General features: G+C 71.8%; 17 protein-coding genes. 5 read left to right on the plus strand and 12 right to left on the minus strand.

Going from position 1 to position 24,918, the window contains the following annotated elements:
- Positions 1-8: 8 nt before the first annotated feature.
- The 4 genes from MYMAC_RS04770 to MYMAC_RS04790 all read right to left on the minus strand — a co-directional run bounded on the left by MYMAC_RS04770 (position 9) and on the right by MYMAC_RS04790 (position 5,725).
- The gene (locus MYMAC_RS04770) at positions 9-1,493 is read right to left on the minus strand and encodes an FAD/NAD(P)-binding protein (protein WP_170114697.1); all 1,485 of its coding nucleotides are present in this window, start codon (positions 1,491-1,493) and stop codon (positions 9-11) included.
- A 398-nt stretch (positions 1,494-1,891) separates the two neighbouring features.
- The gene (locus MYMAC_RS04780) at positions 1,892-2,890 is read right to left on the minus strand and encodes a sensor histidine kinase (RefSeq protein WP_013935906.1); all 999 of its coding nucleotides are present in this window, start codon (positions 2,888-2,890) and stop codon (positions 1,892-1,894) included.
- Positions 2,891-3,055: 165 nt separating this feature from the next.
- Entirely contained in the window at positions 3,056-4,069 is a 1,014-nt protein-coding gene (locus tag MYMAC_RS04785) for a hypothetical protein (RefSeq protein WP_095957222.1), read from the minus strand.
- 246 nt (positions 4,070-4,315) lie between these two features.
- Positions 4,316-5,725, minus strand: coding sequence for a serine/threonine-protein kinase (locus tag MYMAC_RS04790; protein ID WP_095957223.1), 1,410 nt, complete (start codon positions 5,723-5,725; stop codon positions 4,316-4,318).
- 237 nt (positions 5,726-5,962) lie between these two features.
- Between MYMAC_RS04790 and MYMAC_RS04795 the strand changes: the two genes are divergently transcribed.
- A complete protein-coding gene (locus MYMAC_RS04795) occupies positions 5,963-8,269 on the plus strand; it encodes a serine histidine kinase EspA (protein ID WP_095957224.1) in 2,307 nt (768 codons plus the stop codon).
- Positions 8,266-10,044, plus strand: a complete 1,779-nt coding sequence (locus MYMAC_RS04800) for an OPT family oligopeptide transporter (RefSeq protein ID WP_095957225.1) — start codon at positions 8,266-8,268, stop codon at positions 10,042-10,044. Before MYMAC_RS04795 ends, MYMAC_RS04800 begins: the two co-directional genes overlap by 4 nt.
- Positions 10,045-10,237: 193 nt before the next feature.
- Here MYMAC_RS04800 and MYMAC_RS04805 read toward each other — a convergent pair whose 3' ends face one another.
- Together MYMAC_RS04805 and MYMAC_RS04810 are read right to left on the minus strand one after the other, a co-directional pair.
- A complete protein-coding gene (locus MYMAC_RS04805; RefSeq protein WP_095957226.1) occupies positions 10,238-14,251 on the minus strand; it encodes a serine/threonine-protein kinase in 4,014 nt (1,337 codons plus the stop codon).
- Between the two features lie 93 nt (positions 14,252-14,344).
- Positions 14,345-15,847 (minus strand): Do family serine endopeptidase, encoded by a 1,503-nt coding sequence (locus tag MYMAC_RS04810; RefSeq protein WP_095957227.1) that lies wholly within the window; start codon positions 15,845-15,847, stop codon positions 14,345-14,347.
- Positions 15,848-16,502: 655 nt separating this feature from the next.
- Here MYMAC_RS04810 and MYMAC_RS04815 point away from each other — a divergent pair.
- Both MYMAC_RS04815 and MYMAC_RS04820 read left to right on the plus strand, forming a co-directional pair.
- Positions 16,503-16,973: a response regulator gene (locus tag MYMAC_RS04815; RefSeq protein WP_013935899.1), complete on the plus strand. Its 471-nt coding sequence runs from the start codon at positions 16,503-16,505 to the stop codon at positions 16,971-16,973.
- Between the two features lie 159 nt (positions 16,974-17,132).
- Positions 17,133-17,933 (plus strand): glutaminyl-peptide cyclotransferase, encoded by an 801-nt coding sequence (locus tag MYMAC_RS04820; RefSeq protein WP_095957228.1) that lies wholly within the window; start codon positions 17,133-17,135, stop codon positions 17,931-17,933.
- Between the two features lie 2 nt (positions 17,934-17,935).
- Here MYMAC_RS04820 and MYMAC_RS04825 read toward each other — a convergent pair whose 3' ends face one another.
- The 6 genes from MYMAC_RS04825 to MYMAC_RS04850 form a co-directional block, all read right to left on the minus strand.
- Positions 17,936-19,300, minus strand: a complete 1,365-nt coding sequence (locus tag MYMAC_RS04825; protein ID WP_043709238.1) for a sigma-54-dependent transcriptional regulator — start codon at positions 19,298-19,300, stop codon at positions 17,936-17,938.
- Positions 19,282-20,760, minus strand: coding sequence for a sensor histidine kinase (locus MYMAC_RS04830; RefSeq protein ID WP_095957229.1), 1,479 nt, complete (start codon positions 20,758-20,760; stop codon positions 19,282-19,284). Before MYMAC_RS04830 ends, MYMAC_RS04825 begins: the two co-directional genes overlap by 19 nt.
- 415 nt (positions 20,761-21,175) lie before the next feature.
- Positions 21,176-21,925 carry a DUF5953 family protein gene (locus tag MYMAC_RS04840; RefSeq protein ID WP_095957231.1) on the minus strand — a complete coding sequence of 250 codons (750 nt, stop codon included), beginning with the start codon at positions 21,923-21,925 and terminating at the stop codon, positions 21,176-21,178.
- Positions 21,922-22,542 carry a DUF6310 domain-containing protein gene (locus MYMAC_RS04845; protein WP_338026000.1) on the minus strand — a complete coding sequence of 207 codons (621 nt, stop codon included), beginning with the start codon at positions 22,540-22,542 and terminating at the stop codon, positions 21,922-21,924. The genes MYMAC_RS04840 and MYMAC_RS04845 overlap by 4 nt, the downstream gene beginning before the upstream one ends.
- Before the next feature lie 478 nt (positions 22,543-23,020).
- Positions 23,021-23,452 (minus strand): hypothetical protein, encoded by a 432-nt coding sequence (locus MYMAC_RS36645; RefSeq protein WP_157757448.1) that lies wholly within the window; start codon positions 23,450-23,452, stop codon positions 23,021-23,023.
- Between the two features lie 141 nt (positions 23,453-23,593).
- Complete coding sequence (locus MYMAC_RS04850; RefSeq protein WP_095957232.1) at positions 23,594-24,130, minus strand: metal-dependent hydrolase; 537 nt, start codon at positions 24,128-24,130, stop codon at positions 23,594-23,596.
- Between the two features lie 235 nt (positions 24,131-24,365).
- Between MYMAC_RS04850 and MYMAC_RS04855 the strand changes: the two genes are divergently transcribed.
- Complete coding sequence (locus MYMAC_RS04855; RefSeq protein WP_043709231.1) at positions 24,366-24,914, plus strand: MarR family winged helix-turn-helix transcriptional regulator; 549 nt, start codon at positions 24,366-24,368, stop codon at positions 24,912-24,914.
- The last annotated feature ends 4 nt before the right edge of the window (positions 24,915-24,918 follow it).

Raw genomic sequence — 24,918 nt, forward strand, 5'->3', positions numbered from 1 at the left:
GCCGGGCGCTACCCGTCGAGCGCGGCGCCCGCGGACTCCGTGGGCGGGTGCCACGCGCGCGCGTGGGCCAGGCGCTGGAGCAGGTGCCACGCCAGCGCCCGGGCCTGGCCACGAATCTCGGGCACGGCCGTCGTCTCCCACAGCTCGCCGCGGCGCGGCGGGCCCAGGGTGTAGAGGCGCCCGGAGGCGCGGCCGTGCGCGTCCAGCAGCGCGCCGTCCGCGTCCGTCGCCAGCCCCAGGCCCAGGGCGTCCGGGCTCGCGCGCCCTGTCTCCACCAACGCGCCGAGCACCGGGTGGCCGCGCGTCATCGCGCCCTCCGGCCCGGTGCAGTTGATGACGTGCCGCACGTGCAGCACCGCCTCGCCGCGCTGGCCCCGGGGCCGCAGGCGGACCGCCACGCCCGAGGCTTCCAGTGAAAAGCCCTGGATGCGCGCCGCATGGAGCGTCAGTTGGCCCTCGCGCCGCAGCCGCTCCACCGTCTCGCCGATGCTGGGCGCCATCCGGTGGCGGTGCACGTCCCAGTACGCGCGCAGGTGCCGGAGGAAGCGCTGTCGCTCGCCCACCGGCAGCCGCCGCCACAGCGGCACCGTCACGGGCCGCAGCGCGTCCACCACCGTGCGCCAGTCCGCGCCCGCCTCCGCCGCGCGCCGCACCTCGCGCCGGACGAGCCGCAGGACGGGCCGGATGCGCGGGGTGAGGGGGTGAGGCCCGGCGGCGTCGCCCCGCTCGCGTCGCAGTTCGTGGCGCAGGGCCCGCAGCGCTTCCCGGATGCCAGGCGAGGCGTACGCCGTGGCGCCCTCCTGGGCGCCTTCCCGGTGCAGTTGCGGCAACAGGCCATGCCGGGACAGCGCGTGGATGGGGCCCTGGTGGCCCTGCTCCCGCAGTGACAGCACGGTGTCCACCATGGTGAGCCCCGTGCCGATGAGCAGCACGTCATCCTGGGGGGCCACGCCCCGCAGCGCGTCCGGGGCCCAGGGGGAGCGGTGATAGCGGCGGCTGGCGTACAGCCCGCCGTCCGGCACGCGCAGGTTGGAGGGCAGCGCATTGCCCAGGGCCAGCACGGCGGCGCGGGCCTCCAACCGGCCCCCGTCCGCCAGCGCGAGCCGCACCGTGCCGGCCTCCGTCTCCTCGATGGCGGCGACGTCGCTGGCCACCACCTCCAGGTGCACGTCCTGCGCGGCGTGGGCGCGCGCCTCGCGCAGGGCCGCCTCCAGGTAGCGGCCATAGCGCTGGCGGGCGATGAAGGCGCCGGGTGCGGCTGCTGGCAGCTCGCGGCGCACCCAGCGCAGGAAGTGCTCCGGGTCCTCCGCGAAGGCGCCCATCCGCGCCGCGGGCACGTTCAGCAGGTGACAGGGGCTGGTCGTCGAATACGCCAACCCCCGCCCCGGGCGCCCGCTCCGCTCCACCAAGGCCACGCGGAAGGGAGCGCGCGCGCTCCGCAGGAGGTGCACCGCCAGCAGCGTGCCGCTGGCCCCTCCCCCGACGATGACCACATCCCAACACCCCAGTGCTCGCACGCACCAATCGTAGGTCGTGGCACGCCTGCCGGCATCCTCCGACAGGGGCCCACTGTCCAGGCGTCCCTCCTGGACGTCGGTCCTCCTCCCTGTGCAGGGTGTTGTCCGGTGGCCACACTCCCCCGCACACGCGGGGGGAAGACGCCATGCGCGGGTCCATCATCGAAGAGCATGCGCAGCGTTCCATGGCGGCGGCCTTGCTCGGCTGGTCCTTGCCCGAACGGCCAGACGCCGTTGTCTCCGTGGCGTGGCTGGTGGAGCGGCTGCGCTCCAGCAGGGTGGACTGGGGCCTGCTGGAGAAGCTGGTGCGCTTCGAGCCCGCCGGCTACGCGCGACAGGCGCTGGCCCGGACGCCCGCCTGGCGCGAGAGACGCTCAGGCCACCGCGTCCGCCTGCTGGGAGCGGGGGGCCTGGGCGAAGGCGCCGGCCACGGGCAACGTGACGCGGAAGATGCTGCCCCGCTCTGGCGCGCTCTCCACCGTCAGCGTGCCGCCCAGCGACGTGACGATGCCATGGCACACCGCGAGCCCCAGGCCCGTGCCCACGCCCAGGGGCTTGGTGGTGAAGAACGGGTCGAAGATGCGCTCGCGGTGCTCGGGGGAGATGCCGCAGCCGGTGTCCCGCACCTCCACGGCGACGCGGCCGGCCTTCGCCTCGCGGGCGACGACGTGGACCTCGTTCTTCTCCACCTCGCCCGGGACGATGGATTGCGCCGCGTTGAGCAGCAGGTTGAGGAACACCTGCCCCAGCCGCGCGCCGTTGCCCTGCACCGGCGGCAGGCCCTCGCACTCCACCACCAGCCGCGCGCGGTGCCGCAGCTCGTGCATGGCCATCTTCGCCGCGGTGCGCACCACCGAGGCCAGGTCCGACGGGCCCGTGCCCACGTCCTCCGCGCGGGACAGCGTCTGCAAATCCCTCACGATGAGGCGGATGCGCTCGGCGCCGTCGCGCGTCTCCGCCAGCGCCTCCAGCACCTCCTGCCGCTCCTGCTCCGACAGGTGTTCCTTCTGCTGGAGCTCCTGGTGGATGTACTCCAGGTTGCTGAGGATGAAGGCCAGCGGGTTGTTGATTTCGTGCCCCACGCCCGCCGCGATGCGGCCCAGCGCAATCAGCCGGTCCGCGAACAAGAGCTGCGCCTGGGTGGCGCGGAGCTGCTCCAGGCTGCGCGACAGCTTGACGTTGGCCGCCTCCAGCGCCGCGGTCCGCTCGCGCACCGTCTCCTCCAGCAGCGCCGCCTCCCGCGTGGAGGCGTGCGCCGCGCGCGGACGCGCGCCGTTCAACGTCGGGCCCTGGAGCGTGCCGAAGGCGCGCCGCAGGGTTCCCCGCCGCTGCGCCACCGCCGACATCAACTTCACCCTCGCTCGCAGCGTCATCGCGTCCGGCTCCAGCGGTGTGGCGTCTGTTCTTGAAAAGTCCCCGAGTCGCGACAGGCCCGCGTAGTCAACACTGTCCTGGCGGTCAGGGGCAAGGGACCGGAGGGTGGTGCCAGCGTGTGCCGCGAGACGGAGGCGGTGTGCTCCGTCCGGGCACCCGCTGCTTCATTGGGGGCAGGTGCCGCAGTCCGCCCCGCAGCTATCCGCCGAGCTGCCGCTGCCGCAGCGCTCGGTGAACTGGCAGATGCCGTCGCCACAGCGGTGGATGTCCCGCGGTTGGAGGCGCGTCGTGAGCGGCTGGTATGCCCGTCCGTTGTAGGTGCAGGTTTCGTAATAGGGCAGCTCGCCGTCGGCGGGTGGGTTCTTCTTCTCCGCCAGGGTCCCGCCCATGGGGATGCTCGCCTCGGTGGCGCGCTGGCAGAGGGACTGGCAGGTGCCTGTATGGATGATGGGCAGGCAGTCCGTCTGGTCGGGGGCGGAGGCCAGCCCGCAGGCGCGCGCGGTGCTCTCGTCCGCGCCCAGGAAGCCGCGGTCCGTGGCGGCGAAGACGCCGGTGCCGTCGAAGAGGTTGCCGAAGAAGCACGCCTCCCGCTCGCTGAAGGTGGACAACTCCTGCGCCGTGTACGCCAGGGCGCCGCCGCGCGCGTTGCGGCCCAGCACGGAGATGTCCACGGGGAGGCCGAACTTGTTCGCGTGCGCCGCCAGGCACGCGGAGACGACCTCCTGCTCCTGCTGCGTCGCAGGTGAGCCCTGGGCCCAGTTGTGCGCCAGACCCAGGCCTCCTTCCCAGGTGTACTTCTCGCCCGTCACCGGGTTGGTGTACTTGCGCTTCTGGTTCTCCTTGGCCGCGCACCGGATGATGTAACGCATGAGCTCATTGGCGCGTTCAGGGTCCTGGTTGAACCAGTCGGAGAACCCATTCGTGGACAGGCCATTGGTTGACAAGCCATTGGTGGACAACCCATTGGTCGAAAGGCCGTTGGTTGACAAGCCATTGGTCGACAAGCCGTTGCCGGACGCCATCGCCCCGCGGGCCTCGGACGGTGTCCTCGTCTCCTGCTCGGGTTCCGAGGGGCCGCACGCACCGGCCCCCACGCCCAGCACCAGGCTCAGCAGCCTCCAGGTGCCGCGGGCCCGGCGCGCGTGTTTCAGGCAGGGACTGATTCGGATTCCAGACATGGCTTTCCCCCGTTTCGGGAAGCCGGCGGTGCCTGCTTCCCGGGTGCCATCAGTTCCAGCTCTCACAAACAAAAACACTGTCGCTGATGGGTGAGGCCAGTGTGACGGTGTTCAAGCGGTGAGAAAATGTGGCCTGGGAGGAATATTCGGGTGGGGGTCTGCCCAAAGACACCTCGGGTGTGTCATGGCGGACGCCATGGCCTCCACATGCTCGCAAGGTGATAACGGATACGGGCTTCCCGTCAGCTAGTCGCCTTCGTCGAACTCCAGCGCGAGCGACGCGGCCGGGGTGAGCGCGAAGCCATCCGCGGTGCGCAGGCGCCAGGTGCCCACGTCGGTGACGGGGCCGCCCACGACCTCGGACTCCGAGGCGTCGCCGCGCGTCTCCGCCTGGCCCAGGTGGACGCAGAGGTGGACGCGGGCGTTCACCGGCTCCGCCAGCTTCTGCGCCATCTCCTGGAGCACCCGCAGGGTGCGCTCGGCCTCGCGCAGGTATTCGGTGCGCTCGGCGCTGGGCGCGCCGTTGTCCAGCGGGTGGATGGCCAGCAGGGAGGTGCCGGACTGGAGCGCCAGCAGGAAGCCGCCGCCGCGCAGGCCCTGCTCCAGCCCGTCCAGCACGTCCGCGAGCACCGCGTACACGGCGTCGTCGTCCTGGGCGGAGGCGGCGAGCACGACCTCCGCGTGCACGGCGAGCGCCAGCCGCGTGCGGCGCGTGGGCTGGACGGGCTCTTCCGCGGCTTCGCTGAGCGCGGCGAGGCAGGCCGTCACGCTGCCATAGCGGCGGCTGCCATCCTTCTCCAGGCAGCGCAGCACCACCGCGTCCACCGCGGGGGACACCGCGGCGATGGCGCTGGGCCGGGGCGCGGGGGCCTCCAGGTGCAGCCGCTCCAGCTCCATCCGGTCCTCGCACTGGAAGGGATAGCGGCCGGTGATGAGCTGATACAGCAGCACGCCCAGCGCGTAGATGTCCGTGTGCGGGCCAATGGGGCCGCCGCGGAACTGCTCGGGCGCCATGGCGTGCGCGGTGCCCAGCCGCTGGCCGGCGATGGTGAGCCCTTCCTGAGACGGTTCGGCGTGCAGCAGCTTGGCGATGCCGAAGTCCAGCAGCTTCACCCGGGGCCGCTCGCCTTCCTCCACCACGAGGATGTTGCTGGCCTTCAAGTCACGGTGGACGACGCCCGCGCGGTGCGCCGCCTCCAGCGCCCCGCACACGGGCTCCAGGTACGCGAGCGCGCGCGTGGACGACAGCCGGCCGCGCTCCTGCACCACCTGGCTGAGCGTGCGGCCGGTGAGCAGCTCCATGACGTAGTAGGGGCTGCCGTCTGGCATCAGCCCGAAGTCATACACGTCCACGATGTTGGGGTGGCGAATCTGGTTCACCACGCGCGCCTCGCGCACGAAGCGCTTGAGCATCTCCCCCTGGTCCGCCAGGTGCGGGTGGAGGACCTTCACCGCGGCCCGCCGGCCCAGGATGCGGTGCTCCGCCTCGTACACGCTGCCGTGGCCACCCGACGCGAGCAGCGCCTTGAGGACGTACTCGCCGGCCAGCGTGCCAGGGCCTCGCTGCGCGCGTGAGGCCTCGCTCGGGTCGCGCTCGGATGCATGCAGGTCCGCGCGGGCCTGGATGCGGAAGGTGCTCTCGGAGTCCGCCGCCATGGGGTGCCTGATCCTTACACCTTTCCCCACGCAGTCTGCTCCCGTGCGGGACTGAATTCCCGCCGCGCCGCGGCATCGTCGTGTGGGCGTTGACCACCCATCAGGGAGGGCGTGGCGCGTCCGGCGAGGTGTTCGCTGTCGGAAGGTCCGCTGCCCTGGAGTCGGGGGGGATTGGACGCAGGGGCCCTGGCACTGATGGGATTCCAAAGGCGTGACGCTTCGCACGGGGAGAACGGGATGGCGGGAGAGTGGGCCTTCGGGCGGGCGTCGGGGGGCAGCTACATGACGACGCTGGACGACCTCACGACATGTGCGGGCCTTGCCTTGGCCCCGCCGTCTTCCACGGGAGCCTGTCTCATCCTCATCAGCACCACCACGCCCGCCGCCATTGGCAAGGCCTACCGGCTGGAACAGGGCGAGCACATCATCGGGCGCGGCTCCGACGTCACCGTGCGCATCGACGACCATGGGGTGTCGCGCAAGCACGCGCGCATCGTGCGCACGGGCGACGGCGCCTGCCACGTCACGGACCTGGACTCCACCAACGGCACGCTGCTCAACGGCGTGCCCGTCAGCACCGCCGAGCTGATGGAGGGGGACCGGCTGCAGATTGGCACCGTCACCGTGTTCCGCTTCTCCAAGCGCGAGGTCCTGGAGCAGCGCGAGGAGCAGCTCCGCCAGGCGTTGTCCGCCGCGCGCGTGGGCATCTGGGATTGGAACGCGCAGAGCGGCCGCGTGACGTGGAGCGAGCAGGTGGACCGGCTGTTGGGGCTGCCGGTGGGCAAGCTGTCGGGCCGCGCCATGGAGCTGTCGGAGGTGGTGCACCCGGCGGACCTGCCCCGCGTGGGCGAGGTGCTGGGCGCCGCGCTGGAGAAGAAGACGCAGGTGGACGTCGAATACCGCATCGAGCCGCAGGGGAGCGGCTGGCGGTGGATTTCCTGCAAGGGGGATGTGCTGTGTGATGCCTCGGGCGCCCCGGCGCGGGTGACGGGCACGGTGATGGACATCACCGCGCGCAAGCTGGCCGAGCAGGAGCTGCACCGCCAGTCGCTCATCTTCGAGAGCATCTACGACGGCGTGGTGATTACCGACCTGGGCGGCGGCATCATCGACTGGAACTCCAGCGCGGAGCGCATGTTCGGGCGCCAGAAGTCGGAGGCGCTGGGCCAGACGCTCTTCAGCGTGCTGCACCCGGACGAGCCGGACCGGCTCACCAGCCTGATTCTCACCGGCCTGGACAAGCAGGGGCGCTGGTCTGGGGAGCTGGAGTTCAAGCGCCGCGACGGCACCACCTGCTGGTGTGAGTCCGTCGTCGTGCCGCTGCGGGACAGCGAGGGGCGCGCCATCGCCAACATCATGGTCCACCGCGATACGACGGAGCGCAAGCAGCTCCAGGCGCACCTGGTGGTGGCGGACCGGCTGGCGTCGGTGGGCACGCTGGGCGCGGGCGTGGCGCACGAAATCAACAACCCGCTGGCCTACATGCTGGTCAACCTGCACCTCATCCGCGAGGGGCTGGAGCGTTTGGAGAGCCAGGCCCCGGCGGCGCCCGTGGCGTCGCTCCAGCAGTTGGTGCGCGAGACGGCGGAGGGCGCCGAGCGCATCGCCACCATCGTGCGGGACTTGAAGGTCTTCGCGCGCGGCGAGCAGGAGGCGCGGCTGATGCCGGTGGACGTGCGCCGGGCGGTGGAGCTGGCGTGCAAGATGGCGGACAACGTCATCCGCCACCGGGCGCGGCTGGTGACGGAGTTCGAGCCGGTGGCCCCGGTGGAGGCCAGCGAGTCGCGGCTGTGCCAGGTGTTCCTCAACCTGCTGCTCAACGCGGCGCAGGCCATCCCGGAGGAGGGCACGCCGGGCGTGGAGCACGAGATTCGCGTCGTCATCCGCGCCGGTGAGAAGGACCGGGTGGTGGTGGAGGTGCGCGACACGGGCATGGGCATCAGCCAGGAGGTGCTGGGCCGCATCTTCGACCCCTTCTTCACCACCAAGCCGGTGGGCGTGGGCACGGGGCTGGGGCTGTCCATCTGCCACGGCATCATCGAGTCCATGGGCGGCTCCATCCAGGCGGAGAGCGAGCCCGGCCGGGGCAGCACCTTCCGCGTGGTGCTGTGCGCCGCCACGCGCGAGCTGGAGGTGCTGCCGCGTCTGGCCGCCGCGATGCAGGCCAACGCGCGTGCGCGCATCCTGGTGGTGGATGACGAGCCCAACGTGACGCTGGCCCTTCAGCGCTCGCTGGCCGCGGACCACGAGGTGGCCACCGCGAACAGCGCGCAGGCCGCGCTGCGGCTGGTGAGCGACGGCGGCCGCTTCGACCTCATCCTCTGTGATGTGATGATGCCCGGGATGACGGGCATGGACCTGTACCACGAGCTGGGCCGCTGCGCCCCGGAGCAGGCTGGACGCATGGTGTTCATGACGGGGGGGGCCTTCACGCCGCGCACGGTGTCGTTCCTGCGGGACGTGCCCAACGCCAAGATTGCCAAGCCGCTGGACTTGATGCAGTTGCGCGAGCTCGTGGGCCGCTCCGCCGAGGCGGGGCGATGAGCCACCCGGTGAGTGGCCTCTCTGGAACGGACCACCCGGCGGCCGCGCCCGCGCCTCCCCTGTCCCTGGTGACGGAGCCCCCCGCGGCGCTGGAGCTGACGGCGCGCGCGCTGGGCATGGGGCTGCTCATTGGCGGGCTGCTGGCCGTCACCAACGTGTACATGGGCCTGAAGACGGGCTGGTGGGAGAGCGGGTCCGTCACCGCCGCGGTGCTGGGCTTCAGCGCGCTGGCCTCGGTGTCCCGCCGGCGGGGCGTGCCCTACACGCCGCTGGAGAACAACCTCACCCAGACGGCCGCGGCATCCGTGGGCGCCATGCCGGCGGCGGCGGGCCTGCTGGGCGCGCTGCCCGCGCTGACAATGCTGGGCACGTCCGTCCCGGCCTGGGGCGTGGCGGTGTGGAGCGTGGCGCTGGGCGCCCTGGGCGTGCTCGCCGCGCACCTTCTCCGGCGCAGGTTGGTGGCCCAGGAGGCGTTGCCGTTTCCCACGGGCATCGCCACCGCGGAGCTCATCACCGCGATGCATGCGTCCACGGCGGACACGGTCCGCGCGGGGCGTGGGCGGCTGCTGGCGGGGGCGGGCGCGGTGGCGGTGGCCATCACCGCCGCGCGAGATGCGCTCAAGTGGTTGCCGGGGATGACGGCGATGCCGGGCACGCTGGCGGGGCTCCCCGCCGCGTCGCTGACGTGGGGCGTGGGGTGGAGCCCCATGCTGCTGGCCATCGGGATGATGACGGGGCCGCGCCTGGGCCTGAGCATGTTGGCGGGCGCGGCGGTGGCGTGGGGCGTGCTGGCGCCGGGGCTCGCGGGCGCGGGCGTGCTGGCGGACACGCGCTATGAAACGCTCTCCGCCTGGCTGACGTGGCCGGGCGTGGGGCTGATGGTGGGCTCGGCGATGGCGGCGCTGCTGGCGCAGGCGCGTGACTTCCTGACGGCGGCGCGTGACTTGGGCAGCCTGGGGCGCGGCACGGCGGTGCCGCCCTGGGCGCTGGGCGCGGGGCTGGCCGCGTGTGTGCTGGCGGTGGTGGTGGGCTCGGCGCTGTTCGGCCTCAGCGTGCCGTACATGCTGCTGGCGTTGGTGCTGGTGCTGCCGCTGTGCGCGGTGTGCGCGCGCGGCGCCGGGCAGGTGGACGTGTCGCCGGTGACGCAGATGGGGCAGGTGACGCAGGTCATCTTCGGCGCGCTGTTGCCGGGAGCCATGGCGCCCAACGTCGCCGCGGGCGCGGTGGTGTCGGGCGCGGCGGCGCAGACGGGCGTGAGCATGTGGTCGCTCAAGGCGGGGCATCTGCTGGGCGCCTCGGCGCGACACCAGCTCGCCGCGCAGCTCGTGGGCGTGCTCGCGGGCTCCGTGGTGGGCGTGCCGGTGTACCTGCTGCTGTCGCGGACGCATGGCCTGGGCTCGGAGGCGCTGCCGGCGCCCTTCGCGCATCAGTTCCGCGCGGTGGCGGAGGTGGCGGTGCGCGGGCTGGACGGGTTGCCGCCGCACGCCGCGCTGGCGGCCTGCGTGGCCGTGGGCGTGGGCGCGCTGCTCACGCTGGTGTCCCGGGGCCGGGCGGCGCGGTGGCTGCCGCTGCCGGTGGCGCTGGGCATCGGCTTCATCCTGCCGGCGTACTACGCGGTGACGCTGTGCCTGGGTGCGCTGGGGCTGGCGGCGGCGCGCTGGCGCTGGCCGCGAGCGGCGGACCGGGACACGTCCACGCTGGCGGCGGGGGCCATCGCGGGTGAGTCGCTGGCGGGGGTGCTCATCGCCGCGCTGATGGCCTTTGGGCTCGCGTAGGCCGTCAGGGCGTGTGCGCCGTGGCGATGCTCACCACGCCGCGCGGATGGCCCTTGGGCTCGCGTAGTCAGTCAGGGCGTGTGCGCCGTGGCGATGCTCACCACACCGCGCTGATGGCCTTTGGGCTCGCGTAGTCAGTCAGGGTGTGTGCGCCGTGGCGATGCTCACCACACCGCGCTGATGGCCTTCCGCCTCATGATGTCGGCAGCGGCTCGTGCACCTTCTCCAGCGACCGGCGGATGCGGCCCTCCATGAGGTTGGGCACGTGCCGCGCCCGCTCCAGCGCCTCGCGCAGCACGCGCGCGGCCTCTTCCCGGTCGCCCCGGCGCAGCGCCGCCAGCCCCATCATCTCCAGCACCTCCAGCGGCTCCTGCTCCACGGACACCTGGGCGGAGCGCTCGCGCAGGGACCACCAGGCCTCCGGTGAAGCATCCCGCGTGGCCAGCTCCACCATGGAGAAGAGCACCTCCTCCGACGGGCTCAGCTCCACGCCCGGAGGCCCCTCCGCCATCACCTGCCGCACCTGCGCCAGCACCTCGCGCGCCCGGGTGTGCCGGCCCGTCCACGCCAGGGCCCGCGCCTGGAGCAGCAGGGCCCACGGGCGGGACGCCACCTCCGGGTGCCGCCGCTCCAGGGCAATAGCGCGGGCGATGTGCGGCGCGGCGGCCTCGGCGTCGCCGGCCTGGTAGTGCAGCTCGCCCAGGTTGTGCTCGGCGAAGTACTCCCAGCCCACCATGCCCAGCTCGCGGCCCAGGTGCATGAAGCGCTCCTGGTCCCTCAGCGCCCGCGTCAGCTCCTTGCGCGCCACCCACAAGTTGCGCCGGTTGTTGATGGCGCTGCCCAGGTGGAAGTGGTCGCCGCGCTCGGTGCAGGCGGTGATGACCTCGGTGAGCACGTGCTCCGTCTCGTCGATGTCGCCCAGGTTGGGGAGGATGACGGCCAGCAGCAACTGCGCCACCACCTGCGTCTCATAACCCGCGTCCCCCAGGCGGCGCGCGCGCTCGGCGGCGGCCTCCAGGGGCATGCGCGCCTCCTGCCACTCGCCCTTGCGGAACTGCGCGCGGCCCAGCGCCAGCAGCAGCCGGGCCTGCACGTAGGGCGAGGCCACCGTGGCCGCCAGGTGCTGGGCCTCCAGCGCGCGGGCCTCGCTGCGCGTGTAGTCGTTCACCCAGTCCAGCGCCATGGCCTCGTCCAGCAGCAGCTCCACCTCCGTGCGCGTGTGGCCCAGGCGGCGCGCGCGCTCCCGGGCCGCCGCGAAGTCCGCCAGCGAGTCGTCATACCGGCCAATGCGGATGCGCATCAGGCCCCGGCCGCGCAGCGCGGTGAGGCAGCGCAGCTCGTCGGTGGGCTCCAGCAGCTCCAGCGCCCGCGTGTACATGGCCTCCGCGTCGAGGAAGGCGTGGCGGCCCCGGGCGGACTCGGCCAGGTCGATGGAGAGCGCGGCGGCCTCGTCGCGGCGCCCGGCGGCGGCCGCGTGCAACGCCAGACGGGGCAGGCGCTGACGCTCGCCCGCCCCCGCCGCGCTGAGGAAGTAGCGGTAGGCCGCGTGGTGGACGCGCTCGCGCTCGGCGGCCGGCAGGGTGGCGGCCACCGCTTCGCGCAGGAGTTCGTTGCGGAAGCTCAGCCCTTCGTGGCGGTGGGACACCAGCAGACCGGAGTCCAACAGCCGCTTGGTGGCGTGGCCCGCGTCCAGGGGGAAGCCGCCCGCGGCGCCGTCGCGCTCCAGCTCGCGCACCACGCCCTCGGCCGTGGCCGCGGTGAAGTCCGTGCCCAGCATCGCGCACAGGCGCGCGTGCGCGGCCAGGGACGGCGGCAGCGCGCCCAGCTCCCGGTCCGCCAGCCACTCCACCAGCCGCAGCTCGGGGACCTTCTCCAGCCCGTCGGTGACGAGGTACCAGCTCCCGCCCGGCGCGCGCTGGCGCACCAGCCCCTGGCGCTTGAGGCCACGCACCAGCTCCACCAGATAGAGCGGGACGTGCTGCGCGCGCTCGACGATGCGCTCCACGGCCTGCGCGGGCACGTTCTCCACCGGCTTGAGGAGCAGGCGGCACAGCGCCTGCGCCTGGTCGGACGGGAGCACGGGCAGCGCGAGGCTGGCCTGCTTCGCGGCGCGGGTGCCCCACGTGGGGCGGCTCTTCTCGAAGCCCGGGCGCGCCAGCACGCAGACCCACAGGGGCACGCTGGCCTCGGCGAGGCACGCGTACTCCAGCGCGTCCAGGGCCGTCTCCTCCGCGAAGTGCGCGTCGTCCAGGACGAGGCACAGCGGACGTTCGCGGGCATTGGCGGCCAGCAGCTCACCGGCGGCGCGCATGGCCAGCGAGCGCAGCGCGCCCGGCGCGGCGGCCCAGCTCTGGAGCTCCGGGCCACCGGGGGTGTACCAGCCCAGCGTGGCGGCCACGCCGGGCCACAGCTCGTTGCCCAGCGTGGGGCCCAGGCGCTGGAGGATGGCGGCGCGCGTCTGCTGCTCGGTGTCGGTGTCGTCGCGCTCGAAGGCGTTGAGGGCGCAGCGCAGCAGCGTGCGCAGGGTGCCGTCGGGGTCGCCCTGCACCGGCTCGCGGGAGCGCGTGCTGTACACCCGCGCGTGGGGCAGCACCAACTGGAGGCGGCGGGCGAGCGTGGCGGCCAGGTGGCTCTTGCCGTGGCCCCGCTCGCTCAGCACGGTGACGATGGTGGTCGTGGCGCTGCCCACCGCGGAGCGCGCGCTCTCCAGCAGCTCGGCGAGCTCCGCCTCGCGGCCCACCAGCACCTCGCTGCCCAACTGGAGGACGGTGATGTCCGGACGGGGCGCGGCGCCCGGAGGCGCGGGGCGCAACAGGCCGCGCAGCTCCGGCACCTCCATGCACGGCACCTCCGGCACGGCCTCGGCGGCGGCCGGAGACATGAGCAGGCCGTGGGCCTCGGGCCCGCTGGGGTAGCGGTCCTCGCGTGACAGGATGGCGCCCAGGTAGCGCGGCGCGCCGGTGGGACGGCGCTGCACGGTGACGGTGGACACGTCCACCAGGCCGTTGGGCGCCAGGCCCCGCTCCGCCAGGCCCTCGGCGGCGCGCATGGCGCGGCGCACCGGATTCTCTCCCACGTCCGGGTCGAAGACGGCGGCGAGCCGCTGGGCGTCGGAGAAGGCCAGGTGGCCGCCATAGGAGGCCAGGGCCTTCTGGAGCGACACGGGGTTGGCGCGCGAGGTGAGGAACAGGATGGCGACGGAGCGGCGCACCTGGGCGGGGCGCGGCTCGCCCGGGGCCGCGGGCCGGGGCGTCGCGGGCGCGGTGGCGCGGAGGGCATGCTCGAAGGCCTCGCGCAGCGCGGTGCCCAGCGCGGTGGCGTCCTCCGGACGGCGTGCGGGCTCCTTCGCCAGGCAGCGCAGGACGACCTCCTCCACCGCGGGCGGCACGGGCGCGAAGTCGGACGGGGGCGGCGGGCGCAGCGACAGGTGGGCCTGGAGCACGTCCGGCGTGGCGCCGAAGAAGGGCGGCCGGCCGGTGAGCATCTCGTAGAGGAGGACGCCCAGCGCGTACACGTCCGTGCGCGTGGAGATGTCCGCGTTGCCCGCACACTGCTCGGGGGCCATGTACTCCGCGGTGCCGGCGAAGCCGGACACGTCGCTGGGCGTGGAGGCGTCGCTGGGCAGGGCGGGGCTGTCGGTGGCGGCGCCCCGCACCAGGCCGAAGTCGAAGACGCGCACGCGGCCCGTCGCCTCGTCGAGGAAGAGATGCTCGGGCTTGAGGTCGCAGTGGGCCAGCCCGTGCGCGTGCACCCGGGCCACCGTGTCCACCACGGCCAGCGCGCGCGGGGCCAGCTCATCGGAAGGGAGGGGGCCCGCGGCGCGGGCCAGCCGGTCCGCCAGCGTGGGCAGCGGCACGTACTCCATGGCCAGGAAGCGCGCGCCCCCCGTCAGGGCGCCCGTCTCATAGAGACAGGGCACCGTGGGCGGCCCGAGCACGCGCAGGGCCTCCGCCTCGCGGGCGAGCTGGGCGCGGCCCAGCCAGTTGCTCCCCCGCGCCACCTTGATGGCCACGCGCTGGCCGTCCGTCTCGCGCAGGGCGCCCAGCAGCACGCCGAAGCCTCCGCGCGCGAAGACGCCGTCCACCTGGTAGCCCGGCACCGCGGGCACAGGGGACGGCGAGGGCGTTTCTCCCTGGGGAGGCGGTCCTGGCGGGCACGGCGCATGAGAGCCTTCCCAGCGCCGTCCGCATGTCTGGCATCGCGGCACGGAGGGGACTCTACGTCAGGTGTCCGCCGGTTTCAGGACCCCCGGGGTCGTCTACGTACCATCCCGGGGGTCCTGGGTTTCCCACCACCGCGTTCAGCGCTCCGGGACTTCCACCGCGCGCAGCAGCGTGGAGTCCGAACCCGGCGTGCGCACGCGCAGCAGCAGCGCCGAGCCGGGCTTCGCGGACGTCAGCGCCTGGGCGGCGTCGGCCACGCTGGTGATTTTCTGGTCACCCACCTGGACCAGCACCATGCCCGGAATCAGGCCCCCGCGCTCGGCGGGGCTGCCCGGCTCCACGGCCACGACCTGCGCGCCGCCGTCCCGCGTCTCCGTGAGCTGCACGCCCAGCCGCCGCGGCGCGGAGGCGGACGCGTTGCGCGGCAGCACCTCCTCCTCGCCATTCATCGCGGGCCGCGTGCCCAGGGTGACTTCCAGCGTCTGCGCCTTGCCACCGCGCAGCACGTCCACCTTCACGCGGCTGTCGGGCTGGAGCAGCGCCACGGTGCGCGTCAGCCCGCCCGCGGACTCCACCGGCTCGCCATTCACGGACGTGATGACGTCCTCCTCGCGCAGGCCCGCGCGCTCGCTCGGGCTGCCGCGGTTGATGCCCGCCACCACCGCGCCCTTCATCGCCTCCAGGCCCAGGGCCCGCGCCAGGTCCGGCGTGAGGTCCTGCACGGAGAGGCCCAGCCAGCCGCGCCGCACCACGCCCGTCTCCTTGAGCTGCGGCAGCAGCGCCTGGATGAGCTTGCTGGGCACCGCGAAGCCGATGCCCGTGGCGCCGCCGACGATGGCGGTGTTCATGCCCACCACCTCGCCCTTCATGTTGAAGAGCGGCCCGCCGGAGTTGCCGGGGTTGATGGCGGCGTCCGTCTGGAGGAAGTCGTCGTACTGGCTGGCGCCAATCTCACGGGCCCGCGCGGACAGGATGCCCGCGCTCACGCTGGACGCCAGGCCGAAGGGGTTGCCAATGGCCATGACGGCGTCGCCCACGCGCAGCGCGTCCGAGTCACCCAGCGGCACGGCGGGCAGGTTGCCCGGCGCGTCCTTCAGCTTCAGCAGGGCCACGTCGGTGAGCGGGTCGCGGCCCATCACCTCCGCGTCGAAGGCGCGGCCGTCATCCAGCTTCACGCGCACCCGGTCCGCGTCCTCCACCACGTGGTTGTTGGTGAGGACGATGCCCGACGGGTCGATGATGAAGCCGGAGCCCGCGCCCTGCCGCGCCGGGCCCTGGCCCTGGCCGCCGAAGCCGGGCGGCAGGCCGAAGCGCTCCGCCAGGCCGGGCGGCAGGCGCTGCATGGCCGCCGACCGGCGAGGCCGCGCGCGCACCTCCACGTTGACCACCGCGCCCTTCACCGCGTCCACCAGCGGCGCCAGCGAGGTGACGCCACCCTGGCTCCCGGCCACGGCGGGGTTGAAGCGCGCCTTCTGGATGGGCGGCGCCGCCTGCGCCGGAGCCGCGGCGGCGACCTGGGCGGCGGGCGACGGCGAGGCCGCGGACGCGGAGCCCACCGCCTGGTCACAGGCGATGAGCGTGGCGGCGGGAAGAAGGACCAACGCACCGAGGAAACGGCGGGAGGGGAGCGAGCAGGCCATCGTTCGTTCTCCAATCGAGAGAGGAAAATGCCGGTTCAGGCGAGGGGCCTGCGCGAGAAGGGCCCACCTTGGAGGGGTGGAGGGTGATGCCCTGCCGCGGACTGTCCCCCGACGTCCGCGGCGGTCATCGCCATGGGGCTTCTTGTGGAGGAGCCCCGCGCCCGAACCGATGCTGGGGGGCATTGCAGTTGGCGGGCCAACGCCCCACGCCCCCGGGTTGCCTCGGGGCCACGGTCCGTGCGGGCCCCATTCGCCCCAGGGCTCCGGGGCAAACTGCCCCGACTTGGGGCATTTCTCCCCGGGGCAAGGCGCCCCGCCCCGGTTTCCCGGACGCCAGCGGGCCGCACAGCAGGTGCGGGGGCTGTCCGGAGCCTCCCGCACCTGGCCGGCGCGCTGTCCGGAGGTGCCGCGCGCGTCCCGGAAGCGGAGCGCATCCATATATGGCGAGAGGGCCCAGGCCCATGGCGGCCCGGGCCTGGGGACCGGGTGAGCCCTCGTGGCCCGGCGGGTGGGCGGGCAGGGGGTGAACGCGCCTGGGGCCACGGTGTGGCACGGCGGATGCTCACGGGACGGACGCCCGGCGCCGCTCCGCCTCCCCACGAGGAAGGGGCCCAGGCGGCGGGCGTGCCCACCACACCACAAGGAGCAACCATTGATGGGGCCAGACGAATGCACGGCGATCAGCGACGAGGTCCGGGAGTGGCCGCGGTCGACGCGTGAGTGGGTGGCGCGCCGCAGCGCTCCACGCATCCTCCTGGGGGAGGACCAGCCGGAGATGCGCAGCCTGCTGCGGCGGGCGCTGACCCGGCGCGGCTATGACGTGGTGGAGGCGCCGGACGGGCCCGGACTGGTCAAGGCGCTGGTGGACGGGCTGCTCGCGCAGCAGACGCAGGTGCCGGACCTCATCGTGACGGACGTGCGCATGCCCGGCTTCTCGGGCATCGAGGTGCTGGCCCGCCTGCGCCGCGAGGGCTGGACGACACCCGTCATCCTCATCACCGCCTTCGGGGATGCGCAGCTCCACCAGGAAGCGGAGCTGCTCGGGGCGGCGCGGGTGCTCAACAAGCCCTTCGCCATGGAGGATTTGTGCGAGGCGGTGGAGACGCTGGTGCCGCCGCCGCGCTGAGCCTTCACGGCGCGCGTGGCCGGACTGTTCACCCCCCGTTGGGGAGCTGGCGGTAAATGCAATGGACGCGGTGGGGCGGGGGCTTGCAGGCTGCCGGGCCTGGGTCCAGGCTCGCGCGGGGCGGTGGGCGTCGCGCGGGCCGCTTCAATGAGGCGTCTCATGCGGATTCCATCCTCGCTGCTGTCGTTGCTCGCAATGGGGGCGGCGTGTCATTGCAGCCCCACGAACCGGCCGGTGCCGGATGCGGGAGGCGGCGTGCAGGAACCCGTGCGGCGCGTGGCGCACATCATCCGTGAATACCCCCATGCGACGAACGCCTTCACCCAGGGGCTGGTGTTCCACCAGGGGCACCTCTTCGAGAGCACGGGGCACCAGGGGACGCTGCGGCAGCTCTCGCTGGAGTCCGCGCAGCCGGTGTGGATGGAGCGGCTGGGGAACATCTTCGCCGAAGGCCTGGCCAGCGACGGCGAGCGCCTGTACCAGCTCACCTGGACCGAGGGCCTGCTCTTCACCTGGAGCGGCATGCCGCCGCTGCGCGAGCGGACCACGCGCTACACGGGCGAGGGCTGGGGCCTGTGCTACTGGAACGGGAAGCTGGTGCGCAGCGACGGCGGCACCATGCTCACCTTCCACGAGCCGGACGGCTTCGCCCTGGTGGGCGCGGTGCAGGTGAAGCTGCGCGGCCAGCCCGTGGAGCTCATCAACGAGCTGGAGTGCGCCAACGGCGTCATCTACGCCAACATCTGGCACAGCTCGGACGTGCTCGAAATCGACCCGGCCACCGGGACGGTGGTGGCCGTCATCGACGCGTCGGCGCTGACGCGCGCCGTGCAGGGGCAGGTGACCAGCCACGAGGCGGTGCTCAACGGCATCGCGGTGGAGCCGGGCTCGGGCCGCATCTTCATGACGGGCAAGCTGTGGCCCCGCCTCTTCGAGGTGCGCCTGGACGGGGTGGACTGACGTCAGGCCTTGCGCGTGTCGTCGCGCTCCAGCTTGCGGTAGAGCGTCTTGCGGTCCACGCCCAGGATGCGCGCCGCCAGCGTGCGGCTGCCGCCCACCGCCTCCAGCACGCGGTGGATGTAGCGCCGCTCCAGCTCCTCCAGCGTCACCAGCTCGGAGGCGTCCTGCGTCTCCGGCACCACGCGCGGCTGGCTGTAGTTGCGCACGCGCTCGGGGAGGTCGTCGACCGTCAGCTCCTCGAAGGAGGTGAGGGCCACGGCGCGCTCCAGGCAGTTCTGGAGCTCGCGCACGTTGCCCGGCCACCCGTAGGCCAGCAGCCGCTGGGCCGCCGCGGGGGACAGGCCCAGCACCCGCTTCCCGGTGCGCGAGGCGAACTGCTCGATGAAGCGCTGGGACAGGGCCAGCACGTCGTTGCCCCGGGCGCGCAGCGGCGGCAGCTCCACGCCAATGACGTTGAGCCGGTAGTAGAGGTCCTCGCGGAAGCGGTCCTCCTCCACGGCCAGCTCCAAATCACGGTTGGTGGCGGCGACGATGCGCGCGTCGAAGGGCACCTCCGTGTCACCGCCCACCGGCCGCACGGTGCGCTCCTGCAGGGCGCGCAGCAGCTTGGGCTGGAGGGTGAGGGGCAGCTCGCCCACCTCGTCCAGGAAGAGGGTGCCGCCGTGGGCCTGGACGAACAGGCCGGTGCGCGCGGCCTTGGCGTCGGTGAAGGCGCCCTTGGCGTGGCCGAACAGCTCGCTCTCCAGCAGGGCCTCCGGCATGGCCGCGCAGTTGATGGCCACGAAGGGCCCGTCCTTGCGGCGCCCGCGGGTGTGGACGGCCCGGGCCGCCACCTCCTTGCCGGTGCCGCTCTCGCCGGTAATCAGCACCGTGGAGTCCAGGTCCGCCACGCGGTCGATGAGCGCGTAGGCCTGCTTCATGGCGGGGCTCTCTCCCACCACCGTGCCGCTGTCGTCGCGCCGGCCCAGCTCCTGGCGCAGGCGGCGCACCTCCTCGCGCAGGGCGCGGTGCTGCACGGCGCGCTCCAGCACCAGCACCAGCGCGTCCACGTCGATGGGCTTGGTGACGAAGTCGTACGCGCCGGCGCGGATGGCGGCCACCGCCGTCTCCAGGCTGCCGAAGGCCGTCACCACCACCACGGGGATGTCCGGGCGGTTGAGGGCGATGCGCTCGCACAGCGCCAGCCCGTCCATGCCGGGCATGCGCAAGTCCGTGAGCACCACGTCGAAGTCCTCGGCGGCCAGCCGCACCAGGGCCTCGTCCGCGGACGGCATCGCCACGGGCGTGAAGCCCCGGCGCGTGAGTCCCTTCTCCAACATCGCGCGCATCTCGCGCTCGTCCTCGACGACTAGGACGCGGCCTGGCATGTGTCCTCACCCTTCGGCAGGTAGATGGAGAAGCAGCTACCGCGTCCGGGCTCGCTGCGCACGGCAATCCAGCCGCCATGTTCCTGCATGAGCCCATAGGAGACAGACAGGCCCAGCCCGGTGCCCTCGCCCACGTCCTTGGTGGTGAAGAAGGGCTCGAAGACGTGGGCCAGGACGTCCTCGGGGATGCCCTGGCCCTCGTCCTCCACGTCCAGGCGGACGAACTCCGCCTCGGGGCCGCCCACGTCCGGGGGCGGGGTGCTCCGCGTCCGGGCCGCGCGCACCCGCACGGCGCCCGGCTGCTTCATGGCCTGCACGCCGTTCATCACCAGGTTGGTGAGCACCTGCTGCACCTGGCCCGCGTCCACCTCCACCGTGAGGCCCGCGGGGATGTCCGCCTCCAGCGTGACGCTGCTTCGCGCGGCCATGGAGCGCAGCAGCGACAGGGAGCGCTCCACCAGCCCCTGCACGTCCTCGGGGGCGCGGTGGGGTTTGCGCCGCCGGGCGAAGTCGAGGAGCTGCCGGATGATGGCCGTCATGTGCTGGGCCTGCTGCGAGATGATTTGCGCGCACTCGCCCACCTCCTCGCCCTCCGCCTCGCCGGAGGAGATCATCTTCGCCCGGCCCATGACGACGTTGAGCGGGGTGCCCAGCTCGTGCGCCACGCCGGAGGCCATCTTTCCCACGGTGGTGAGCCGGTCCGCGTGCCGGAGGTGGTCCACCGCGGACAGCCGCGCGGCCGTCTCGGTGGCGAGCCGCGAGCGCGTCTCCTCCAGCTGTTCGCCCATGCGGTTCATGGCGCCGGCCAGGGTGGTGAGCTCGTCGCCCTGGCGCTGCGGGAGCGGCACGCGGGCGGTGAGGTCGCCCTCGCCGATGCGGTGCGCCAGCGACACGAGCTGGTCCACGGGTTCACCCACCAGCCGGCGGCCCATGGCCATGGCGGCCACGATGAAGCCAATGGCCATGGCGGCGGTGGCGGCGAAGGTGCCCATGACGACGGTGTTGACGTACTGCTGCTGCGCGCCCAGCGACTCGGTGATTTCAATGGCGCCCAGCCGGTTGTTGATGAGCACCGGCGTGTACGAATGCAGCAGGCCGGGGTCCACGGCGGGGTCCACCATGGAGCCGTCCTTGCCCTGGCGCAGGGTCGCGAGCAGGCGCGGCGGGAAGCCGGTGAGGTTCGGGGTGCCGGGGCCGCCGTCCAGCCACACCCAGCGCAGGTGGACCTGCTCCTGGAAGCGGTTGGCCTGATGGAGCAGCGTGAGCGCCTCGCGCTCCCCGGCGAGCTGCCACGCCTTGCCAATGGAGCCGGCGAGCGTGTGGCCGAGCAGCCGGTGGTCGTGCTGCATGTCCAGGGCGGAGCGCTCCAGCTCGCGGCGGACCTGGAAGTACTGCAGGCCGGCCATGACGGCGATGGCGAGCAGGACGAGGGCGAGGGTGAACTTGCGGGCGAGTCTCACGGGCGGTTCGAAAGAGGCTGCTCCGGTCCGTGCGCCTCGAGGGGGAGGGAGCGCACGGACCGGAGGTGGGTTCTCACAACGTACCGCGAGTGCTGCAACAAGGAAGGCGGCGATTGCCGCATGGGCCCTCGCCAGCCACCGGGGCGGGCGGGCCACGCTTCCTTTCGCTCAGGCAAAGCATCCGCTGTGCCAACGGATGCGCGGCGCTGTGTCACTCGGGGGACGGCGTCGTGAGTCCCACCCGGCCGGGGCAGAATGCCCCGGTGAGGGGCAGGATGCCCCGGTCTAGAGCCCCGTCGTCTCGTAGCTGGAGGGTGCGTCGACGTGGAAGGCGAAGTCGAGGGTGCGCTGCTCGCCCGGGGCCAGCTTCACCTTCCAGGTCGCGATGCCGTCGTTGGACTGGAGCGTGCTGGGGTCAAGGTGCTGCGCGCCCGCCGATTGCCGGAAAGCGCTTATAGGCCCGGACGACTGCAATCAGATGGTCAGGCTTGTCCAAATCGAGCGGCGCGTCCGTGAGTTGCACGACCCATCCCCCCCGCGCCGTGCGCTGCGACCGTGAAAGCAGGTCCGCATCCTGGGCTGGGTCTGGGAACCCGATGGCGCGTGCGGCAGCGGCTGACCAATAGTTCAACCACCCGAGGCGATGCGGAATCTCTGGCGAGCCGATCATCTCGGGGAGTTTGAGCGCCGGCAGTCCCCGCGGCGGAAGCCCTGGCGTATGCGGGTGGGTCGTTTGCGCAGCGATTTCTGCGCTCGCCCGGAAGGGTGTGGCATGCCCCCATGAGGCGTTCGCTCCCTCTGCCACGGCCTCCATCATGTCCACCAAAACCGCTAATACGGTCGTGTGCAAGGGAACGTCCGCGTGTATTTCAAGCAGCGCTTGGCCTCCGGGGCCAGACCGCGCGGAAAGCTCCAACCCGAAGAGGGCTATGGGATGACCCTCGTCATTGTTGCAGATGAGTGGAATGCCTCCGCTTCTTCTGGCCTGGGCGAGCCATGCATCGCGCTGAGGCAGATGGAGGAGTTGGTGATCGTCAGAGACGGTCCACTCCAGGCGCAAACCGGGGAGCGCGCGCTCCATTGCATGGACAACGACAATAGGACGGCTGTCATCCCTCGCCAACGCTGGCCCATAGACTTTGATACCGAGGGTGTCTTGCATCATGGTTCTTGGCACCACGTCATGAGTACGACCTTGAGGTCGGGCGCCGTATTCCTGAGGAGTTGCTCGTGTGCTTCGGTGCGAACGCCAACGACAAAGTCATATCCACAGGTCGTGGCGAGGTCTCGCTCGCGTCGCCCCTCCTCCACTTGCTTTTGAAGTTCAGTCCGCTGAACGAAAGGATTGTACGTTTCGATGGCGGTGGTCTTCACCTCCCAGAGAGTCCGCGCTGCGGGCTGCAACGCATCGTAGGTCTTGCCGTTGACGAGCACATTGGCTCCACGGAATGCATTGAACGGCACGTTGTCTGCGCACCAGTTGTGTAGCACGTTTCCGCCCTTGGGCGGAACGCGCTTGGGACTGCACTCCGGGCGGCGCTCTCGAGTTCGCGGCTCATGCGGCACTGGAGGGAACCAGTCCTGTCCCGATGGCTCTGGTTTGGGCTTTTGATTCGCTGAGATGGCCCGCGGTGCGAACTTCGTTGTTTGGGACTCGGAGTCCAGTTCCTCCGGACTACTCCCCCGAAACTCATGCGTGTCCAATGCTTCCTTGACGGCGACGGCCACCGCCACCACGCCAACGACGATCACAGCCCCCACAATGATCTCAGGCGCAGCCAAGACGCAGAGGCCAAATCCCAAGGCAGCCGCGCCCGCCGAGGCGACCGCGCATCTTCTCGTCGGGTCGTTGAATCGGACCCGGTCATGGTCGAGGGCATGAAAGCACCGTTCTGCCACCGCAGGCCAAGGACGGGAAGCCTCACGGACGACACATTTCCCCTGGTCCCTCCACGGCAATGTCGCCGCCCGTTGGAGGTTTTCAATCCTCAGGTCCCATGGCACTCGCTCTCTTCGGTTTGGTGCCGACGTCGCGCACGCCGAGAGAATGAGTAGAAATGTGGCACAGGCTCGCAGTCGCATGGTCACGCCCGTTCAATCACGCGAGGGCTCTGTGAATCAAGGCTCGAAATCCCTGGCGTAGCCGACAGCACGCTCTGACGGACGAAAAGGTAGCCAGGACTTCTGATATAGAGCGAAGCTAGGCGCCTTGCCTGTCCTCGCTCTTTCCTGGAGTCAGTCAGGAAGGTGCTCGCGGTCTCTACCTGGGCTTTACATTCGCCGCGAGCAACGTCGCTACAACTTCGGAGGGCGTTGGATGTGGACGGTTCTCCATGTTGATATAAGTCGGGCTCCCATCGCCACAGATGACGAGATGTTGTCCCCGCTTCAGCCAAGCCAGAACCTTGTCCCCATGAGCCTTGAGTATCTGACTGGGGCGACGAGTCACCCCTTCAAAATGCAGGGTGAAGAAGTCCCGATTGGGCTCCCATTGCTCCAGCACGATAGGGCCATGGTGCCTGACTATCTCGCCCGCGAAGGTCACGTACGTCTCATCATTCCGCTGACGTGCTCTTGCCAGTTCCATGGCAGCAACGCAGTGCGTGTTGAGTGAGAGCGAGTTGCCGTGTACTTCATTGGACCAGTAGTTGCCTTCTCTTCGTGAGCCGTTGATGATGACGATTCGTCCCATGGTAGTTCTTGCTTCTTGGAGGTTGCTGAAGGGATGTCTGAGTCTGGATGTGGGCGTGTTGTTTGTCTCTGGTCGGCCCATGACACTCCACCGTGTCCGTTCAGGCTGTCCATGCTGGCGATGGCCGCATGGACAATCACGTCATGGTTCCCGCACGAAATCCTCACGGAGGAACCGGCGGCGCAGCGTGCGCGTGACTTCCGCGTCCCACCGGGCGGAGAACACCTCCACGAAGGTCCGGCGGTAGCGCAGCGCGCACGCCAGGCACAGCAGCGTGGAGGCCAGCCCGATGACCGCGTTCTGCCAGGAGGCCAGGTCCCACTGCCCCTCCCAGAACCACTCCCGCATGCTCGTGGGCCAGGAGTAGTAGATGGGCCAGCCCGGACCGCTGCCCGCGAGGTCGCAGAGCAGGTGCAGGTGGAAGGCGAACAGGGACAAGGCCGCCACCCGCAACCGCTGACGCGCCAGCGCCGCGCAGGCCACCGCTGTCACGATGGCACCCACGTACCCATGGAAGAGGACATGGTGGTACCTGGCGTAAGACGCCTCGCCCGCGAGCAGCGTGAGCCCATCCAGGTCCGGTGCCAGCCCCGCGCAGGTGACGAGGATGCGGTCCCTGCGCTCACGCAGGCCCTGCGCCGCGAGCCAGGCCAACTCAGCATGGACGATGGGATTCATGGTCGCCGGAGCCTATGCGACGACCGTGCCGCGCTTCACCCCACCAGGGGCGCGCGCCGCGGCGTGCCAAGCAGCTCCAGCGTCCGCACCGCCACGTCCGCCAGCGAGGAAGCGCACGGGTGGCAACCTGGCACCGTCCACTCATAACGCCCGGGCCGTCGCCCGCCCGCCCCCAGTGCCTGGCGCCACCTTTCTGATTGCCTAAAACCATTAGGAGCCTTACGAGGCCAGTGCCGTGTCTACTCGACCTCCTACTTCCCCGACACCCTCGGCGGTGCCGCGCTACGAGCGGCTCCGGCGTCTGGCGCTGCGCTTCCCAGAGCTCGACGCGAGCGCCATCGAGACGTGCATCACCCTGCTGCGGGCTTCGCACGACTTGTCGGGGGCCTATGAGACGCACCTGGGCCGCCATGGCCTGTCGATGGGGCGCTTCATGGTGCTGGTCCGCCTCCTCACCACCGAGGATGACGCGGTGGAGCGCGTGAGTGGGCTCACGCCCGCGGACCTCGCGGAGAGCTCGGGCGTCAGCCGGGCCACGATGACGGGGCTGCTGGACACGCTGGAGAAGGACGACCTCATCTCCCGCGAGGACCATCCGGAGGACCGCCGCATGTACACGGTGCGCCTCACGCCCAAGGCCCGGCAGCTCCTCGAAGGCGTGCTGCCGGACCACTACCGGCGGATCGCCGCGCTGATGGCGCCCCTGAGCGAAGAGGAGCGCACCACGCTGCGGACCTTGCTGGCCAAGGTCACCGCGGGGCTCCCCCTGCTCAAGGACCCCTGACGCA

It is taken from the genome of Corallococcus macrosporus DSM 14697, assembly GCF_002305895.1.
Lineage (GTDB): Bacteria > Myxococcota > Myxococcia > Myxococcales > Myxococcaceae > Myxococcus > Myxococcus macrosporus.

Excerpts from the sequence above, each read along its gene's own strand:
- MYMAC_RS04780 (WP_013935906.1), bottom strand. The coding sequence starts at position 2,890 with ATGACGCTGCGAGCGAGGGTGAAGTTGATGTCGGCGGTGGCGCAGCGG.
- MYMAC_RS04785 (WP_095957222.1), bottom strand. The coding sequence starts at position 4,069 with ATGTCTGGAATCCGAATCAGTCCCTGCCTGAAACACGCGCGCCGGGCC.
- MYMAC_RS04790 (WP_095957223.1), bottom strand. The coding sequence starts at position 5,725 with ATGGCGGCGGACTCCGAGAGCACCTTCCGCATCCAGGCCCGCGCGGAC.
- MYMAC_RS04795 (WP_095957224.1), top strand. The coding sequence starts at position 5,963 with ATGGCGGGAGAGTGGGCCTTCGGGCGGGCGTCGGGGGGCAGCTACATG.
- MYMAC_RS04800 (WP_095957225.1), top strand. The coding sequence starts at position 8,266 with ATGAGCCACCCGGTGAGTGGCCTCTCTGGAACGGACCACCCGGCGGCC.
- MYMAC_RS04810 (WP_095957227.1), bottom strand. The coding sequence starts at position 15,847 with ATGGCCTGCTCGCTCCCCTCCCGCCGTTTCCTCGGTGCGTTGGTCCTT.
- MYMAC_RS04815 (WP_013935899.1), top strand. The coding sequence starts at position 16,503 with ATGGGGCCAGACGAATGCACGGCGATCAGCGACGAGGTCCGGGAGTGG.
- MYMAC_RS04820 (WP_095957228.1), top strand. The coding sequence starts at position 17,133 with ATGCGGATTCCATCCTCGCTGCTGTCGTTGCTCGCAATGGGGGCGGCG.
- MYMAC_RS04825 (WP_043709238.1), bottom strand. The coding sequence starts at position 19,300 with ATGCCAGGCCGCGTCCTAGTCGTCGAGGACGAGCGCGAGATGCGCGCG.
- MYMAC_RS04840 (WP_095957231.1), bottom strand. The coding sequence starts at position 21,925 with ATGATGCAAGACACCCTCGGTATCAAAGTCTATGGGCCAGCGTTGGCG.
- MYMAC_RS36645 (WP_157757448.1), bottom strand. The coding sequence starts at position 23,452 with ATGGGACGAATCGTCATCATCAACGGCTCACGAAGAGAAGGCAACTAC.
- MYMAC_RS04850 (WP_095957232.1), bottom strand. The coding sequence starts at position 24,130 with ATGAATCCCATCGTCCATGCTGAGTTGGCCTGGCTCGCGGCGCAGGGC.